Origin of the sequence: Streptomyces sp. NPDC046197 (genome assembly GCF_040646295.1) — a bacterium.
Taxonomy (GTDB): Bacteria; Actinomycetota; Actinomycetes; order Streptomycetales; family Streptomycetaceae; genus Streptomyces.
Map to the genome: position 1 here is coordinate 331,753 of NZ_JBEYZY010000007.1, position 16,805 is coordinate 348,557.

Annotated in this window: 14 protein-coding genes; 9 read left to right on the top strand and 5 right to left on the bottom strand. The window is 72.9% G+C overall.

The window, feature by feature from the left end:
• Nucleotides 1-12 precede the first annotated feature (12 nt).
• From AB0A61_RS13325 to AB0A61_RS13335, 3 genes are all read right to left on the bottom strand, one after another.
• Complete coding sequence (locus tag AB0A61_RS13325; protein WP_361290753.1) at nt 13-1,359, bottom strand: coenzyme F420-0:L-glutamate ligase; 1,347 nt, start codon at nt 1,357-1,359, stop codon at nt 13-15.
• A complete protein-coding gene (cofD, locus tag AB0A61_RS13330; protein ID WP_361290756.1) occupies nt 1,356-2,315 on the bottom strand; it encodes a 2-phospho-L-lactate transferase in 960 nt (319 codons plus the stop codon). The genes AB0A61_RS13325 and cofD overlap by 4 nt, the downstream gene beginning before the upstream one ends.
• A gap of 142 nt (nt 2,316-2,457) precedes the next feature.
• Nucleotides 2,458-2,973: a cysteine dioxygenase family protein gene (locus AB0A61_RS13335; RefSeq protein WP_361290759.1), complete on the bottom strand. Its 516-nt coding sequence runs from the start codon at nt 2,971-2,973 to the stop codon at nt 2,458-2,460.
• Nucleotides 2,974-3,687: 714 nt separating this feature from the next.
• On the opposite strand from AB0A61_RS13335, the gene AB0A61_RS13340 reads away from it, so the two are divergent.
• From AB0A61_RS13340 to AB0A61_RS13350, 3 genes are all read left to right on the top strand, one after another.
• Nucleotides 3,688-3,951, top strand: coding sequence for a WhiB family transcriptional regulator (locus AB0A61_RS13340; RefSeq protein WP_003975777.1), 264 nt, complete (start codon nt 3,688-3,690; stop codon nt 3,949-3,951).
• 205 nt (nt 3,952-4,156) lie between these two features.
• Nucleotides 4,157-7,888 carry a glycosyltransferase gene (locus AB0A61_RS13345; RefSeq protein ID WP_361290762.1) on the top strand — a complete coding sequence of 1,244 codons (3,732 nt, stop codon included), beginning with the start codon at nt 4,157-4,159 and terminating at the stop codon, nt 7,886-7,888.
• The gene (locus AB0A61_RS13350) at nt 7,885-9,444 is read left to right on the top strand and encodes a DUF5719 family protein (protein ID WP_361290765.1); all 1,560 of its coding nucleotides are present in this window, start codon (nt 7,885-7,887) and stop codon (nt 9,442-9,444) included. The genes AB0A61_RS13345 and AB0A61_RS13350 overlap by 4 nt, the downstream gene beginning before the upstream one ends.
• 26 nt (nt 9,445-9,470) lie before the next feature.
• Here AB0A61_RS13350 and AB0A61_RS13355 read toward each other — a convergent pair whose 3' ends face one another.
• Nucleotides 9,471-9,920 (bottom strand): metallopeptidase family protein, encoded by a 450-nt coding sequence (locus AB0A61_RS13355; protein WP_361290845.1) that lies wholly within the window; start codon nt 9,918-9,920, stop codon nt 9,471-9,473.
• A 298-nt stretch (nt 9,921-10,218) separates the two neighbouring features.
• Between AB0A61_RS13355 and AB0A61_RS13360 the strand changes: the two genes are divergently transcribed.
• The 6 genes from AB0A61_RS13360 (at nt 10,219) to AB0A61_RS13385 (ending at nt 16,148) form a co-directional block, all read left to right on the top strand.
• On the top strand, nt 10,219-10,644 hold the full coding sequence (locus AB0A61_RS13360; protein ID WP_361290768.1) for a DUF3499 domain-containing protein: 426 nt from the start codon (nt 10,219-10,221) through the stop codon (nt 10,642-10,644).
• A gap of 189 nt (nt 10,645-10,833) precedes the next feature.
• Entirely contained in the window at nt 10,834-12,198 is a 1,365-nt protein-coding gene (locus AB0A61_RS13365) for a phosphomannomutase/phosphoglucomutase (protein WP_361290770.1), read from the top strand.
• A 250-nt stretch (nt 12,199-12,448) separates the two neighbouring features.
• Nucleotides 12,449-12,619, top strand: a complete 171-nt coding sequence (locus tag AB0A61_RS13370; RefSeq protein ID WP_007382472.1) for a Trm112 family protein — start codon at nt 12,449-12,451, stop codon at nt 12,617-12,619.
• Nucleotides 12,620-12,661: 42 nt separating this feature from the next.
• Entirely contained in the window at nt 12,662-13,789 is a 1,128-nt protein-coding gene (locus AB0A61_RS13375) for an SIS domain-containing protein (protein ID WP_361290773.1), read from the top strand.
• Nucleotides 13,790-13,890: 101 nt separating this feature from the next.
• Nucleotides 13,891-15,042 carry a mannose-6-phosphate isomerase, class I gene (gene manA / locus AB0A61_RS13380; RefSeq protein WP_361290776.1) on the top strand — a complete coding sequence of 384 codons (1,152 nt, stop codon included), beginning with the start codon at nt 13,891-13,893 and terminating at the stop codon, nt 15,040-15,042.
• Between the two features lie 125 nt (nt 15,043-15,167).
• Nucleotides 15,168-16,148: a cation diffusion facilitator family transporter gene (locus AB0A61_RS13385; protein WP_361290779.1), complete on the top strand. Its 981-nt coding sequence runs from the start codon at nt 15,168-15,170 to the stop codon at nt 16,146-16,148.
• Between the two features lie 16 nt (nt 16,149-16,164).
• Here AB0A61_RS13385 and lepB read toward each other — a convergent pair whose 3' ends face one another.
• A complete protein-coding gene (gene lepB / locus AB0A61_RS13390) occupies nt 16,165-16,761 on the bottom strand; it encodes a signal peptidase I (protein WP_361290848.1) in 597 nt (198 codons plus the stop codon).
• Nucleotides 16,762-16,805: the final 44 nt, after the last annotated feature.

Here is a 16,805-nt window from a genome sequence, read left to right on the forward strand (position 1 = left end):
AAGTCCCGGACGTCAGCGCACCTCGATGAACGCCCCCGCGTCCCGCTCGGGCCGCGGCCCCGGCTGCTCCGCCGGATGACCGATCGCGACCGCGCCCATCGGGTCCCAGTCCTGCGGCAGTCCGAGCACCTCGCGCACCACGTCCCGGCAGAACATCGTCGAGGACACCCACGCCGATCCGAGCCGCTCCCCGGCCAGCGCGACCAGGAAGTTCTGCACCCCGGCTCCGGCGGCGACCACGAACATCTCCCGCTCGGCACCGTCGCGCCGGGCGTCGCCGTAGGTGTGGGAGCCGTCCATCACCAGGCACGGCACCACCAGGTACGGCGCGTTGCGCAGCACGTCCCCGCGCCTGATGCGGCGGGCTGTCGACTCCTCGCTCCTTCCGTCCCGCCGCAGGTCGGCGATCCAGGCGTCGCGCATCGCGTCGAGCAACCGGGTCCGCGACTGCTCGGACTCCAGCAGCACGAACCGCCACGGCGTGGTGTGGTGCGGCGCAGGCGCGGTCACGGCGGCGGCCACCGCACGCCGGACGGCTCCGGGGTCGACGGGTTCGCCGGTGAAGGACCGTACGGTACGGCGCTGGGTCACCGTCTCGCGTACGGCCTCGGAGGTGCCGAGCCGGAACATGTCGTCGCGCGCGTCGCGCACCATGGCCCGCGCACCCTCCCCGTGGTCCTCGCGGTCCCCGGCCAGCGCGTGGGCCAGCCCGCGTGCCACCGCGACGGGCAGCCCGTCGGCCTTGCCCTTCACCAGTTCGCCCGCGGCGGCGAGTTCGTCCGCGATGGCGACGACGGTGGCGCTGAGCGGGTTGCCGTGCGCGTCCGTGCCGCCGCGCAGATCGTCGAGCACCCGTACGCCCGCGGCGCCGATGGCGACGTCCGTGAGGCCCGCGCGCCAGGGGCGCCCGAAGGTGTCGGTGACAATCACTCCGACGGTGACGCCCAGGGCGTTGTGCAGTCCCTCCCGGATCGCCCGCGCGGACGCGTCGGGGTCCTCGGGCAGCAACAGCACGGTGCCGGAAGGGGTGTTGGAGGCGTCGACCCCGGCGGCGGCCATGACCAGCCCCTGACGGTTCTCGACGATCCGCAGCGGTCCGCGCCGTGCCACGACCCGTACGGTCTCGGCGTCGATCGCGGACTCCCGGTCGGCCGCCTCGACGATCCGCCCCTCCGCCTTGGACACGATCTTCGACGTCACGAGCAGCACGTCGCCGTCCACCAGTCCGGGCTCGGCGGTGGCGATCAGCTTGGCCAGGTCGTCGCCCGGCCGCACCTCGGGGATCCCGGTGACGGCCCACACCCGGTACCCCGGCGTGGTCGCGTCACCGGCCACATCCGTCGAAGGCGTGCTGCTCACGCGCCCCGCACCTCCTCCGCCAGCGCCAGCGCCTCGCGTGCCATCCGGGCGGCGGCGTCCACGTCGGTCATCATCAGGGGCACCGCCCTGCAGCGGATCCCGGCCGCCTCGACCTTGGTCACGGACCCCGCGTCGACCGTGTCGACGAGCCAGCCGTCGAGCAGGCCCGAGCCGTAGTGCTCGGCCACCGCAGCCGCCGTGGACTCCACGCCGACCGCCGCGAGCACCTTGTCGGCCATCCCGCGCACGGGTGCGCCCCCGACGATGGGGGAGAGGCCGATCACCGGCACTCCGGCGTCGGCGATCGCCTCCCGGATCCCGGGCACGGCCAGAATCGTGCCGATGGAGACGACCGGGTTGGACGGCGGGAAGAGGATCACGTCCGCCTGGGCGATCGCCTCCAGCACGCCCGGCGCCGGCTTGGCCTGCTCGGCCCCGACCGGCACGATCGCCTGGGCCGGCACGGAGGCCCGCAGCCGTACCCAGTACTCCTGGAAGTGGATCGCCCTGCGCTCGCCGTCGACCTCCACGGCCACGTGCGTCTCTACGCGGTCGTCGGTCATCGGGACGAGCTTGACGCCCGGCTTCCACCGGTCGCACAACGCCTCCGTGACCGCGCTCAGCGGATAACCGGCGCCGATCATCTGGGTGCGCACGATGTGCGTGGCGAAGTCCCGGTCGCCGAGCCCGAACCACTCCGGCCCGACGCCGTAGGCCGCGAGTTCCTCCTTGAGGTGGAAGGTCTCGTCCGCCCGACCCCAGCCCTGCTCCTCGTTGATGCCGCCGCCGAGCGTGTACATCACCGTGTCCAGGTCCGGGCAGACCTTCAGCCCGAAGAGGTGGATGTCGTCGCCGGTGTTGCCGATGACCGTGACGTCCACGTCCGGCACGGCCCGCTTCAGGCCGCGCAGGAACCGGGCACCACCGATGCCGCCTGCCAGAACCACAATCCGCATGGAAACAGTGTGTCAGCCGCCGGGACCACTCGTTGGGGGGCGGTGGCGGGTGACGGGTGCACGCCTGTGGGCAGGTTCGGCGACGCGGCATCCGGTCGCCCGGGCGTTGCGGCACGTCCCAGGGCCTGATCCGCGGACAGGCCTACGCGCCGACGGGGTCCACCGGGGCGTAGGGGGCTCCCGTGCACCGGGCCGAGTGCGCGTGCATCGGCATCTCGGTCAGGCCGGGGAAGTAGACGTGCAGAGTGACCGCCGGCTCCAGCGCGTCGTTGACGACTTCGTGAACGTATCCCGGCGCGAACACTCTCTGGGCGCCCGCCGCCAGCCGGCGCGTGCCGCGCTCCGTGCGCTCGGTCAGCTCACCGTCCAGCACGGTCAGCACACCGGAGGAGCGGCCGTGGTCGTGCAGCCCGCTGCCCTGTCCGGGCACCCAGGACAGCAGCCACACCTCGTAACCCGGGCCGGTGCGCAGCCGGTGGTACCAGCGGGTGGTCGCGTCGTACCGCACGAGGTGCTCCCACTGGGAGCGGTCGGCGGCGAGGGAGCGGGCCAGACCTGCGAACTCGGCGACGGTGGCCGGGTGCTCACGCGGGGTCTGGAGCAGGTGCGGGACTTCGAGGATGTCGCCCGCGATCTGGAGGTCGCTGTCGCTGTTCATCGGATGCGGTGGTTCCTCGGCGAGGGAGTGGGGCTGGCGGGTGTCGCGGACCGTCGCCCGGGTCGCGGACGAAAGGTGTGCCCTGGATGAGGGATCAGGAAGGAATCAGCAGCCGGATCGGGATGGACCCGGGGTCAGCCGGAGCGCGTTGGGCTCAACAGCCGGAACAGCAACAGCTACAGCGAGCGCGGGCAGCACCGTGGGACCCGGCGGTGCGGGTCGTGGGGAGTGCCAAGTTCGCGAGCATGCCCCCAAGGACACCGGTTCACACCATCACTGTCAACTCGGCGCCCGGTATGTGGGACATGGTTCACCTCATCCGGTTCATCACCCAGGTGAAAGGTTTGCTCATGGGGGGACCGGGACACATGGCGCACATGCCGGGCGCGCAAGCGCCGTTGCGATCCCGTGATCAGACTGTGATCCGGATCGCCGCGGAGCGCGCGTCGGAACGAGATCCAAGTCCTGGGCGTCCTTCCTTGTGCGGGCACCGCACGGGGCCGGGGACCCTCGGGCCCTCGGCCGTGTGTCAAGGTTTATGCCGATTTGAACACTTTCCGCATGGCCTTGGTTCCGCAGAGTGAATAAGGGGCTCAATAGCAGATCTCGGCTTGACTCGCCCGGAGCAGCACACTTGTAATTTCACTCGTGTCGTTCAGCCGGAATCGATAACGGCTGCGTCACGGGGACGCGAAAGACAGACGAGGGGCGCACATGACCGAGCTGGTGCAGCAACTGCTGGTCGACGACGCGGACGAGGAACTCGGCTGGCAGGAGCGCGCGCTGTGCGCCCAGACCGACCCGGAGTCCTTCTTCCCCGAGAAGGGCGGCTCGACCCGCGAGGCCAAGAAGGTCTGCCTCGCCTGCGAGGTCCGCTCCGAGTGCCTCGAGTACGCGCTGGCCAACGACGAGCGCTTCGGCATCTGGGGCGGCCTGTCCGAGCGTGAACGGCGCCGGCTGAAGAAGGCCGCCGTCTGACGGGGGCCGCCTGACGAAAGCCTGCTGCGGAACCGCACACACCCTTCCCCAAGACGTCACGAACGGCCCGTCGCGCGTGGGTTATCCACAGGCGGCGGGCCGCTGTGCTGGCCAGCCGATAGTGTGGTCGCTCGTCCGAGACGCGCCGCTGCCCCCACGGGGCACAGGCGTCCACCGCAGTCCACCGAACCGGGGCCCGTACTCGATGTCCGTGCACAGCCATACGGCAGCCCACTACGACGTCGCTGCCACAGCGCCGTCCGAACCCGCGCGCGCGACGCAGTCCGACCCGACCCGCCCGCCCGAGTTCCCGCGGCACGTGGTGACCGCCGTGCTCGTCTCCCACGACGGCGCCCGCTGGCTGCCCGACGCGCTGGCCGGCCTGCTCGGCCAGGAGCGCCCGGTGCAGTACGCCGTGGCGGCCGACACCGGCAGCGCCGACGACTCCTCCCAGCTGGTCACCGAAGTCCTCGGCGCGGACCAGGTGCTGCACCTCGCCCGGCGCACCGGCTTCGGCCAGGCCGTCGAGGAGGCCACCCGCACCGCCCCGGTGCTGACCCCCGACGACCTGCCGTACCTGAAGCGACCCAGCGGCTGGGACCCCGTGACGCGCTCATGGCGCGACGACGCCTACGACATGCCCGAGCTTCCGCACGGGGAGCCGGTGCAGTGGCTGTGGCTGCTGCACGACGACTGCGCCCCCGAACCCGACGCTCTGGCCCAGCTGTTGCGGGTGGTGGAGAACGAGTACGAACTCGGCCGCGAGGACGTGGCGGTCGTCGGCCCCAAACTCCGCGGCTGGTACGACCGGCGGCAACTGCTCGAAGTGGGCGTGTCCATCGCCAACTCCGGCCGCCGCTGGACCGGTCTGGACCGCCGTGAGCAGGACCAGGGCCAGCACGACCACGTCCGGTCCGTGCTGTCGGTGTCCACCGCCGGGATGCTGATCCGGCGCGATGTCTACGAGCAGCTCGGCGGGTTCGACCGCCGGCTGCCCCTGATGCGCGACGACGTCGACCTGTGCTGGCGGGCCACCGCCGCCGGCCATCGTGTCCTGATCGCCCCCGAGGCCGTCGTGCGCCATGCCGAGGCGGCCTCCCGCGAGCGCCGCACCGTCGACTGCGCGGGCCGCACCGCCGCCTCCCCGCACAAGGTCGACAAGGCGGGCGCCGTCTACACCCTGCTCGTCAACACCCGCACCGCCGCGCTGCTCTGGGTACTGCTGCGCCTGGTGTTCGGCACGCTGCTGCGAACCGTCGCCCATCTCGTCGGCAAGGTCCCCGGACAGGCCGTCGACGAGATCCGCGGCCTGATGGGCACGCTGCTGCGGCCCGAGCGGATCCTCGCCGCGCGGCGCAGGCGCGGCAAACCGCAGATCGACAAGGGTGAACTGCGGGCTCTGTTCCCGCCGCCCGGCGCGACCGTCCGCGCCACCTTCGAGCAGGTCGCGAGCAACCTCGTCGGCCGCTCCGACCCCGAGGTCTCCTCGGCCGGACGGCACGGCGGCGCGGTCGAGTCCGGACCCGGCGGCGACGACGCGGACTACCTGGAGATCGAGCAGTTCGCCCGCCTCAAGCGCATCGCCCGCAAGCCCGGCCCGGTGCTCTTCCTGGTGCTGCTGGTGGTCTCCCTGGTCGCCTGCCGCGGTCTGCTCGGCAGCGGAGCGCTGGCGGGCGGCGCCCTGCTGCCCGCCCCGGCCGACTCCTCCGAGCTGTGGTCGCGCTACCTCGACTCCTGGCACCCGGTGGCCGCCGGCGGCACCCCGCCCGCGCCGCCGTACCTGGCGATCGTGGCGATGCTGGCCTCCGTGCTGTTCGGTTCGACCGGCCTCGCGGTCACCGTCCTGCTCGTCGGCTCGGTTCCGCTGGCGGGGTTCACCGCGTACTTCGCCTCGCGCCCGCTCGTCGGCTCCCGGCTGCTGCGCGCGTGGGCCGCCGTCGTGTACGCCTTCCTGCCGGCGGCCACCGGCGCGCTTGCGGGCGGCCGGATCGGCACCGCCGTCCTGGCCGTGCTGCTCCCGCTCATCGCGCGCGCGGGCATCGCGGCAAGCGGCCTCGCCGCCCCCTCCGGCGCGCGCGGCAGCTGGCGCGCCACCTGGGCGTACGCGCTGCTGCTGACCGTCACCACCGCCTTCACCCCCATTGTCTTGCCGGTCGCGGTCGTCCTCGGCCTCGGTGTGCTGGCCGTGCGACGGGGCGACATCGTGGCCTACGGACTGCGCTTCCTGGTGCAGTTGGGCACCCCGCTGCTGCTCCTCGCGCCCTGGTCGCTGTCGCTGCTGCCGTTCGGCTTCTTCAAGGAGGCCGGCCTGGAGTACGGCTCCTCGGCCGCCTCCGCGCTCGACCTGCTCGGCGCGAGCCCGGGCGGTCCCGGCACGGTGCACGGGCTGATGCTCATCGGCGTCGTCCTGGCCGCGCTGGCCGCCCTGATGCGCTCCGAGCGCCAGCCCTGCATCCGGACGGCCTGGGTGATCGCCCTGGTGGGGCTCGTCTTCGCGGTTCTGTCCAACGGCTCGAGATGGGCCGGGCCCGCGACCCTCGTCTACGGCCTCGCCCTGCTGACCGCCGCCGTGGTCGGCGCCGACGGGGCACGCGCGCGGGTGGCCGAGCAGAGTTTCGGCTGGCGCCAGCCGGTCGCCGCACTGATCGCCTTCGCCTCGGCCGCAGGTCCGCTGCTCCTCGCGGCCGGCTGGATGATCCGCGGCGCCGACGGCCCCGTGGAGCGGCGCGACCCGGTGCAGGTGCCCGCGTTCGTCGCCGAGGAGAGCACCACCGCCGACCAGGCCCGCACCCTGGTCCTCGACAGCGACTCCCCGGCCCACGTCGGCTACATGCTGGTCCGCGGCTCCGGCGCCCGCATGGGCGACGAGGAACTGGCCGCCGCGGACGGCGAGAACAGCAGGCTCGACAAGGTCGTCGCCAACCTCGTCGCCGGCTCCGGCGCCGACCAGGTGAACCAGCTCGGCGGCTTCGCCGTGCGCTACGTCCTCGTCCACAAGGGCGCCCCGCGCGAGGTCAGCCGCGTCCTGGACGCCACCCCCGGCCTGTCCCGGCTCAGCCAGCAGGACGGAAGCGCGCTGTGGCGGGTGGACCAGGAGGTCTCGCGGGCCGCCATCGTGCCCGCCTCCGGCTCCGGCACCGCACAGTCCGTCGCCTCGGGGCCCGTCGAGATCCACACCACCATCCCGGCCGGCGCCGGCGCCGGCGGCCGCGTGCTGCGCCTCGCCGACTCCGCCGCCACCGGCTGGACCGCCACCCTGGACGGCAAGCCGCTGGCACGGACCACGGTGGACGGTTGGGCGCAGGGCTTCCAGCTCCCCGCCTCCGGCGGCAGGCTGGACGTCACCTTCGACGACCCGGTCGCACACACCGGCTGGCTGTGGGCCCAGGGCGCGCTCGCCGTCGTCCTCGTGGTGCTCGCCCTGCCCGGCCGGCGCCGCGACGTCGACGACGACCTGCCCGAGGAGCAGCTCGTCCCCGCCCAGGCCGTTGCCGGAGAGGGGCGCCGTGCCCGTCGGCTGCGTGCCCAGGCGGAGGCCGAGGAGACCGGAGAGAGCGGCGAGCCCGGCCGGGACGAGCAGCCGGGTCCGGACTTCGCGCCTCCGCCCGCGCCGGAGGCCCCCGCCGCCGTCCCGCACCAGCAGTCCTACGGTGAATGGGACACCACCGCCTACGCCGGAACCGGAGCCGAGTACGGCACCTACGGCGGCGAGCAGTACCAGGGCGCCCAGCAGTACCCGGCGGGCGCCTACGACCCGGCGTACCAGACCGGCCCCTACCAGGGCGGCCAGTACGACCCGTACGCCTACGGCGGGCAGACCCCGGCCGTGCCCTACGACCAGGCCTACCACCAGGGCTACGACGAGTCGTACGACCCGGCCCAGCCTCACCACCCGCACGGCATCGGCAGTGAGCGCCCCGACGGGAGCCAGCAGTGAACCGCACCACCCTGTCCCTGATCGCCGGCACGACCGCGCTCGTCGCCGTCACCGGATTCGCCGCCCTGAACACGCCGGCCGCCCCGGGCCACGGTCCCGCCAAGGCGGCCGCCCAGCTGCCCGTGGAGCGTACGACCCTGGTCTGTCCCACGCCGAGCAACTCGGAGATCGCCGACACCTCGTACACGTCGTTCACGCCCGTGACCGACGGCACCGGCAGCGCCGGCCAGGCCCGACTCCAGGCCGCCACCGAGGAGTCGGGCACCGGCACGGGCGACACCTCGAGCACGGGTACCGGCAAGGACAACGGCAGCGGCAAGGGCAACGCCAAGGGCAACGGCGACGCCAAGAAGAAGGCCGGGAAACCGGTACTGGAGCCCAAGCAGCCCGGCACCCCCGTCACCGGGGACACCTCCGGTGCGGACGCGCCCGCGCTGATCGGCACCGCCGAGGGCAGGTTCGCGCCGGGCTGGACAATGCAGGAGACCACCGAGGTGGCCGCGGGCACCGGGCGGGGGCTGCAGGGTGTCAACTGCACCGCTCCGGACACGGAGTTCTGGTTCCCGGGCGCCAGCACCGCGTCCAGCCGCTCCGACTACGTCCATCTGACCAACCCCGACGACTCCGCCGCCGTCGTCGACATCGAGCTCTACGGCAAGAACGGCGCCGTCAAGTCCACGGTGGGCGAGGGCATCACGGTCCAGCCGCACTCCAGCGAGCCGGTCCTGCTGTCCACCCTCGCCGACGCACCGCAGGAGGACCTGACCGTGCACGTGAGCGTGCGCAGCGGACGGGTCGGGGCGGCGGTGCAGGCGCTCGACGCCAAGCTCGGCGGGGACTGGCTGGCCGCGGCGACGGATCCGGCCGGCAGCCTGGTGCTCCCGGGCATCCCCAAGGACGCGACCTCCGTACGGCTGATCGCCTTCACGCCCGCCGACGCGGACGCCGACCTGAAGGTGCGGCTGGCCTCGCCGTCCGGGCTGATCACGCCCGCCGGGCATGAGACGGTGCACGTGAAGGGCGGCACGACGACCGCCGTCGACCTCGGTGACGTCACCCGCGGGGAGGCGGGGTCCCTCGTGCTGACACCGACGTCCCGGTCGGTGCGGGTGGTCGCCGCCCTGCGGGTGGTGCGGGGCAAGGGCGGCGGGGCGCAGGAGACGGCGTTCATCCCGGCGACGGGGCCGATCGGCACCAGGGCGACCTCAGCGGGCAGCAGCGGCAAGGACACGACGCTGTCACTGACGGCCCCCACCGCCACGGCGCAGGTCAAGGTCACCGCGTCCGCGGGCAGCGGAGGCGGTACGCCGGTGTCCAGGACGTACACGATCAAGGCGGGCACGACCCAGGACATCGTCCCGCCGGCACCTTCGGGTCTGAAGGGCACGTACGCCCTGACGGTGCAACGGCTGTCCGGTGGCCCGGTGTACGGGGCACGGACCCTCGCGGCGACGCAGGAGGGCGTGCCGGGCTTCACGGTCCAGACCCTGCCGGACGACCGCGGAACGGTGGCGGTACCGCAGGCGGACCAGGACCTGTCGGTGCTGCAGAGGTAGGGCGAAAGGGGCGACCCGCCGTCGGATCAGTCCTCGCCGTACCGGGGATCCACCGTCTCGGGGGTGAGCCCCAGCAGCTCGGCCACCTGCTCGACCACGATCTCGTGTACGAGTGCCGCCCGTTCGTCCCGCCCCTTGGTGCGGATCTCGACCGGGCGCCGGTAGATCACCACCCGCGCCCGGCGGCCGTCCTGCGCGGCAAGCGTCCCGCCGAGGGGCACGGCCTCGTCGCTCCAGACCTGCCCGGGCCCGTCCAGCCTGGGCACCTCCAGCACCAGGAAGTCGATGTCGGCGAGCTGCGGCCACCGGCGCTCCAGGCGGTCCACGGAGTCCTGCACCAGGTCCGCGAACGCCTCGGCCCGGCTCGCGGCGAGCGGCACCTGCGGCGGCGCGATCGGGCCGCGCATGCCACGGCCATGGCGATCACGACGTCGGGGCCCGGGGCCGGCGGCACGGGGCGGTACACGGTTGTCCATCACTGCTGAAGGGTAGTCCCCGGCGGGCCACGGCGCCCTGCCTCCGCGCGGCATACGGGGGCACTTCGCCAGCCCGCGCAACCCCATGTCTGTTGATGACCATTCAAGCCAATGTTGGGCTCGATTCCGTATCCCTCCGAGACTGTCGACATCAAGATATTTGACTGTGTTTGTACCGGGTGATGACCGGACGAAGGGCGGTTCGAGATTTCGGCCAGTTGCCGTACCCGCAGGTCAGCAAGTCGGGTCAGAAAGGGCGTGTGGGGTGTTTCACAGCACGACACGGTGGGGTGACCTGGTGGAGAGTCGTCGCGGCCCGCTCAAGAGTGCGGTACCGTCCAACGTCGTGAGCCCTGTACGTCGCTGTTCGCGCACCGCTTGCGGCCGCCCCGCCGTCGCGACGCTGACGTACGTCTACGCCGACTCGACCGCGGTCCTCGGCCCGCTCGCCACCTACGCCGAACCCCACTGCTACGACCTGTGCGCCGAGCACTCGGAGCGTCTGACCGCCCCGCGCGGCTGGGAGGTCGTCCGGCTCCTCGACGGCTCGGCCCCGGCCCGCCCCAGCGGTGACGATCTGGAAGCGCTTGCCGACGCGGTCCGCGAGGCGGCCCGGCCCCAGCGGCGTGCGGCCGAGGCCGCAGGCGGCGGCGCCCGTGCCGCGGACCCGATGGAGGTCGCGCGCCGCGGCCATCTCCGCGTCCTGCGCTCGCCCGACAACTGACCCGGCCGACAGCGCTCTCTCTGCGAAACCGTTTCTCTGGGCCCGGGAACAGAAGTCCATCCTCTGACCTCCGGGTAACGCCGGGTGGACGGCCCGGTTGCCAACAGCGCACCGACGGCCGGGGCGGGTAGTTTGAGGTGCCCCACAGGACGTTCGGGGTGCCCCATAGGACTTTCAGGAGGGTTGGGCGTGGCTGCTGATCTGTCGCAGATCGTGAAGGCGTACGACGTACGCGGGGTGGTCCCGGACCAGTGGGACCAGTCGCTGGCCGAACTCTTCGGAGCGGCCTTCGCCCAGGTGACCGGCGCCGGCGCGATCGTGATCGGGCACGACATGAGGCCCTCGTCCCCCGGCCTGGCGCGCGCCTTCGCGCGCGGGGCCGCACAGCGCGGCGTGGACGTCACCGAGATCGGCCTGTGCTCGACGGACCAGCTGTACTACGCCTCGGGCGCGCTGAACCTGCCGGGCGCGATGTTCACGGCCTCCCACAACCCGGCGCAGTACAACGGCATCAAGATGTGCCGGGCGGGTGCCGCCCCCGTCGGCCAGGACTCGGGCCTGGCAGAGATCCGCGAACTGGTCGAGCAGTGGCGCGAGTCGGGCGCCCCCGCGCCGGCCGCCCGGCCGGGAACGATCACGCAGCGCGACACGTTGGAGGACTATGCGGCGCACCTGCGCTCCCTCGTCGACGTGTCCTCCATCCGCCCCCTGAAGGTCGTCGTGGACGCGGGCAACGGCATGGGCGGCCACACCGTCCCGACGGTCTTCACCGGCCTGCCCGTCGACCTCGTCCCGATGTACTTCGAACTGGACGGCACCTTCCCCAACCACGAGGCCAACCCCCTGGATCCGGCCAACCTCGTCGACCTGCAGAAGAAGGTCCACCAGGAGGGCGCCGACCTCGGCATCGCCTTCGACGGAGACGCCGACCGCTGTTTCGTCGTCGACGAGCACGGCGAGCCGGTCTCCCCGTCCGCGATCACCGCGCTGGTCGCCGCCCGCGAGCTGGCCAGGCACGGCGGCAAGGGCGTGATCATCCACAACCTGATCACGTCCTGGTCGGTTCCCGAGGTCGTGCGGGAGAACGGCGGCACGCCGGTCCGCACCCGGGTGGGCCACTCCTTCATCAAGGCCGAGATGGCCAGGTCGGGCGCGATCTTCGGCGGCGAGCACTCCGCGCACTACTACTTCAAGGACTTCTGGAACGCCGACACGGGCATGCTGGCCGCCCTGCACGTCCTCGCGGCCCTCGGCGGTCAGGGCGGTCCCCTGTCGGCCATGGTCGCCCAGTACGACCGCTACGTCGGCTCCGGGGAGATCAACTCCACGGTCGACGACCAGGCGGCCCGCCTCGCCGCCATCAGGGCCGCCTACGAGGGCCGCGAGGGCGTCGCCCTCGACGAACTCGACGGCCTCACGGTCACCACCGCCGACTGGTGGTTCAACGTCCGTCCCTCCAACACCGAGCCCCTGTTGCGGCTGAACGCGGAGGCGCGTGACGAGGTGCTGATGACCAAGATCCGCGACGAGGTCCTGACCCTCATCCGCGGCTGACCGGCCGCCTGCCTTTCGGCCGACCGCGACGTGTGGGGGTGGGCGGGGGCCGGGGCCAGGGGGCAGAGTCCCAGTGCATGAGGCGCCAGGGGCAGCGTCCCCCGGACACACCCCCGGACACACCCCCGGCCCAGGGCACCCGGACCGGGGCACCCCCGGCCCAGGCAACCCCGCACGCGCCCGCCCCCGGCGGTACGCTGACCAGGCACAACCGGACACCGCCCAAGCCACGCCCCTGAAGGGAAAGCCCATGCCGCTCGAAGCCGGCCTTCTGGAGATCCTCGCCTGCCCGGCCTGCCACGCCCCCCTCAAGGAGCAGGACACCGAGCTGATCTGCACCGGTCAGGACTGCGGCCTGGCCTACCCCGTGCGCGACGGCATCCCTGTCCTCCTCGTCGACGAGGCCCGCCGCCCCGCGTAACCGACGACCCGGCGATCGGACCCCGATCGGAGGCTGCCGCCCATGCTCGACGAATCGCTGCTCGACTCCCCGGAGGGCCTCGCCGAGGCCGACCGGCGCGGCCTGCTCCGCGGTGCCGCCGAGGCCGGTGCCCGCATCCGGACCGCCGCCCGGCACGCCGTCGAGGCCGGCGTCCACGACCTCAAGCCCGACGGCCGTCCCCGCGCCGTCCTGATCGCCGGCCCGGGCGCCGCCGCCACCCACGCCGCCGACCTCCTCGGCACGCTGGCCGGCACCGGCAGCCCCGTCACCCGGTTGGCTCCCACCGGCGTCGCCCCGGCCGCGGGCGCCCTGCGCTGGGAGCTGCCGGGCTGGGTCAGCTCCGTCGACCTGCTGCTGATCGCCACCCCGGACGGCACCGAGCCGAGCCTGTCCCTGCTCTGCGAACAGGCCTACCGCCGCGGCTGCACGGTCGTCGCCGTGGCCCCGGCCGGCACTCCGCTCGCGGAGGCGGTGGCCGGCGCCCACGGCCTGTTCGTACCCATGGCGACCGCCCCCTACGACCAGGACGAGCCGCTTGCCGCGTCCGCGCCCGGGGTCCTGTGGGCGCTGCTCACGCCGTTGCTCGCGCTGCTGGACCGGGTGGGCCTGCTCACCGCCCCGCCCGACGCCCTGGAGAAGGCCGCCGACCGGCTGGACCTCATCGCCGAGCGCTGCGGCCCCGCCATCGCCGCCTACAGCAACCCGGCCAAGACCCTGGCCGCCGAACTCGCCGACGCGGTGCCGGTGATCTGGACCGAGGGCATCTCGGCCGGCCCCGCGGGCCGCCGTTTCGCCGCCGGGCTCGCCGAGCTGTCCGGCATCCCCGCGGTCGTCGCCGAACTCCCCGAGGCGCTCGCCGCGCACAGCGCCCTGCTCGCCGGTCCGCTCGCCGCCAGCGCCGACCCGGACGACTTCTTCCGGGACCGCGTCGAGGAGCGGCCCGCCCTGCACGCGCGCGTGGTGCTGCTCCGCGACCGCCCCATCGGCGGCCTGACCGCCGCCCCCGCCGCCCGTGACCTGGCGCTGAGCCACGACACGCCGATCAGTGAGCTGGAGCCGGACCCCGGAGACGAAATCGAGGCCCTCGCGGAACTGATCGCCGTCACGGATTTCGCCGCCGTTTACCTGGCGCTCGCTTCGAGGGCCTGACCTTGTCCCCGGCGCGCTGACCGCCGTACCCACGACGCCCCGACCGTCGTACGTACGGCGAACCGGCGTCGTACGCGAAGAGAACCGGCAGGAAGAAGCGCATGGACCGCCTCGACAACACCGTCCGCCCCTACGCCTGGGGTTCCGCCACCGCCATCCCGCACCTGCTCGGCGTCGAGCCGAACGGCCGGCCGCAGGCGGAGATGTGGATGGGCGCCCACCCGGGCGCACCCTCGCGCACCGGGCGCGGCACGCTGGCGGAGGTCATCGAGGCGGACCCGAAGCGGGAGCTGGGCGCCAAGACCGTCGCGCGGTTCGGCCCGCAGCTGCCCTTCCTGCTCAAGATCCTCGCCGCCGACGCACCGCTGTCCCTCCAGGTCCACCCCGACCTCGACCAGGCCAAGGAGGGCTACGCCGAGGAGGAGCGCCGCGGCATCCCGGCCGGCGCCCCGCACCGCAACTACAAGGACGCCAACCACAAGCCCGAACTCATCTGCGCGCTCACCGAGTTCGACGGCCTGTGCGGCTTCCGCACCCCGGCCCGCGCCGCCGACCTGCTCGACGGCCTCGGCGTGGACTCCCTCAAGCCGTACGTCGATCTGCTGCGCGCCCAGCCGGAGGACGCGGCCCTGCGCGAGGTGCTCACCGCGATCCTCACCGCCGACCGCGCGGAGACGGCGCGCACGGTCGCCGAGGCCGCGGCCGCCTGCGCCCGCCTCGGTGGCCAGTACACCCCCTATGCGGGCATCGCCCACCACTACCCGGGCGACCCGGGCGTCCTTGCCGCGATGCTCCTCAACCATGTGCGTCTGCAGCCCGGGGAGGCGCTCTTCCTCGGCGCGGGCATCCCGCACGCCTACCTCAGCGGCCTCGGCGTCGAGATCATGGCCAACTCCGACAACGTGCTGCGCTGCGGCCTGACCCCCAAGCACGTCGACGTGCCGGAACTCCTGCGCGTCGTCCGCTTCGAGGCCGGCGACCCCGGCGTGCTGCGCCCCGAGGCCGCCCCGGACGGTGAGGAGGTCTACGAGACCCCGATCGACGAGTTCCGCCTCTCCCGCCACGTCCTGCCCGAGGGCGCATCCGCCCACGACCTCACCCTCGGCACCCCGCAGATCCTGCTCTGCACGGCTGGCTCCGTACGGGCCGGCGAGCACGAACTGACGCCGGGCCGGTCGGTGTTCGTCCCGGCGGGCGAAAAGGCCGAAGTGTCCGGGCCCGGCACGGTCTTCCGCGCCACGGTCGTCGTCTGAGGCAGCCGCCCGCCGGAACTCCCGCGCAGCACCACCGCACCGGGCTGCAACAATGGCCCACCCGCAAAGGACCGGCCAGGGCCGGGACCGGCGAAGGTACGGAAGCGAAGGGACAACGCGGACTCATGAGCGCGTCAGGCGGCACCAGGGCGATCGTGGCGGCACTCGGCGCCAACCTCGCGATCGCGGCATCCAAGTTCGTGGCGTTCGCGTTCAGCGGTTCGTCGTCCATGCTCGCCGAAGGCGTCCACTCGCTCGCCGACTCCGGCAACCAGTTCCTGCTGATCATCGGCGGCAAGCGCGCCCAGCGCGAGGCGACCCCGCAGCACCCCTTCGGCTACGGCCGCGAGCGCTACATCTACGCCTTCCTGGTCTCCATCGTGCTGTTCTCGGTCGGCGGCATGTTCGCCATCTACGAGGGCTACGAGAAGATCCAGCACCCGCACGAAGTGGAGCACTGGTACTGGCCGGTGGGCGTCCTCGTCTTCGCGATCATCGCCGAGGGCTTCTCCTTCCGCACAGCCATAAAGGAGTCCAACGAACTGCGCGGCAGGCTGTCCTGGGCGCAGTTCATCCGCCGCGCCAAGGCACCCGAGCTGCCGGTCGTCCTGCTGGAGGACTTCGGTGCGCTGATCGGTCTCGTCCTCGCCCTCGGCGGTGTAGGCCTGGCCCTGCTCACCGGCAACGGCGTCTGGGACGGCGTCGGCACCGTCTGCATCGGTGTCCTCCTCGTCTGCATCGCGCTCGTCCTGGCGGCCGAGACCAAGTCCCTGCTGCTGGGCGAGGCGGCCGGCGTCGAGGTCGTGAAGCAGATCGAGGCCGCCATGGTCGACGGCGAAACCGTCACCGGCATCATCCACATGCGCACGCTCCACCTGGGCCCCGAGGAACTCCTCGTCGCCGCCAAGATCGCCGTCCGGCACGACGACACGGCCGCCGAGGTCGCCTCCGCCATCAACGCCGCCGAGGCCCGCATCCGCGCCGCCGTCCCCATCGCCCGGGTCATCTACCTGGAGCCGGACATCTACAGCGAGGCCGAGGCGGCGAAGGGACCGGACCGGGAGGCCACCCCGGGGGGTCCGACCCCGCACCCCACCGGGCACTGAGCCGCGGACCGATCACTCACACCTGCACGGGCCACGGCGGAACCGGCGCCGCCGTCCTCCGCCGCCGCACGGCCAGGGCCGCGATCCCCAGTCCGAGGCCCACCAGCACGCACACCGCCCCGACGATCATGGCGCCGCCGAGGAGCACGGGGACGGTGTAGTCCTCGGTCACCCGGCCGCGGACGGCGGAGACGGCCACCGTCCCGTCGTGGTCGTCGGCGAAGAACCGCGAGTCCCGCGCGTTCCCACGGTTGTCACCCAGCAGGAACAGCCGCCCCTGCGGGACCGTGACGTCATAGGCCTTGTGAGCGCCGTCGGCGTCGCCGTGGTTCACGTACGGCTCCGTCAGCGGTTTGCCGTTCACGGTGATCCGCGCGTTCCGGCCCTGCCCCGTGCAGCACACCACGTGGTCGCCGCCCACACCGGTGACCCGATGCATGAGGTACGCGTCGAACCCGTAGCGTTCCGGCGCCGAGAACAGGGCGACCTCACCGCGTCGCACCTCGCTGCCGTCGACCCGTTCGTAGACGACCCGGTCGCCCGGCTCGTAGGTCGGCGACATGCTAGTGCCCCGGCAGGCAACGTTCGCCCCGTCGCGACGCCCGGCACGCACTCTCGCCGCACCGGCCGAAAGCCCAAGTACGTCCAGTACGAGGA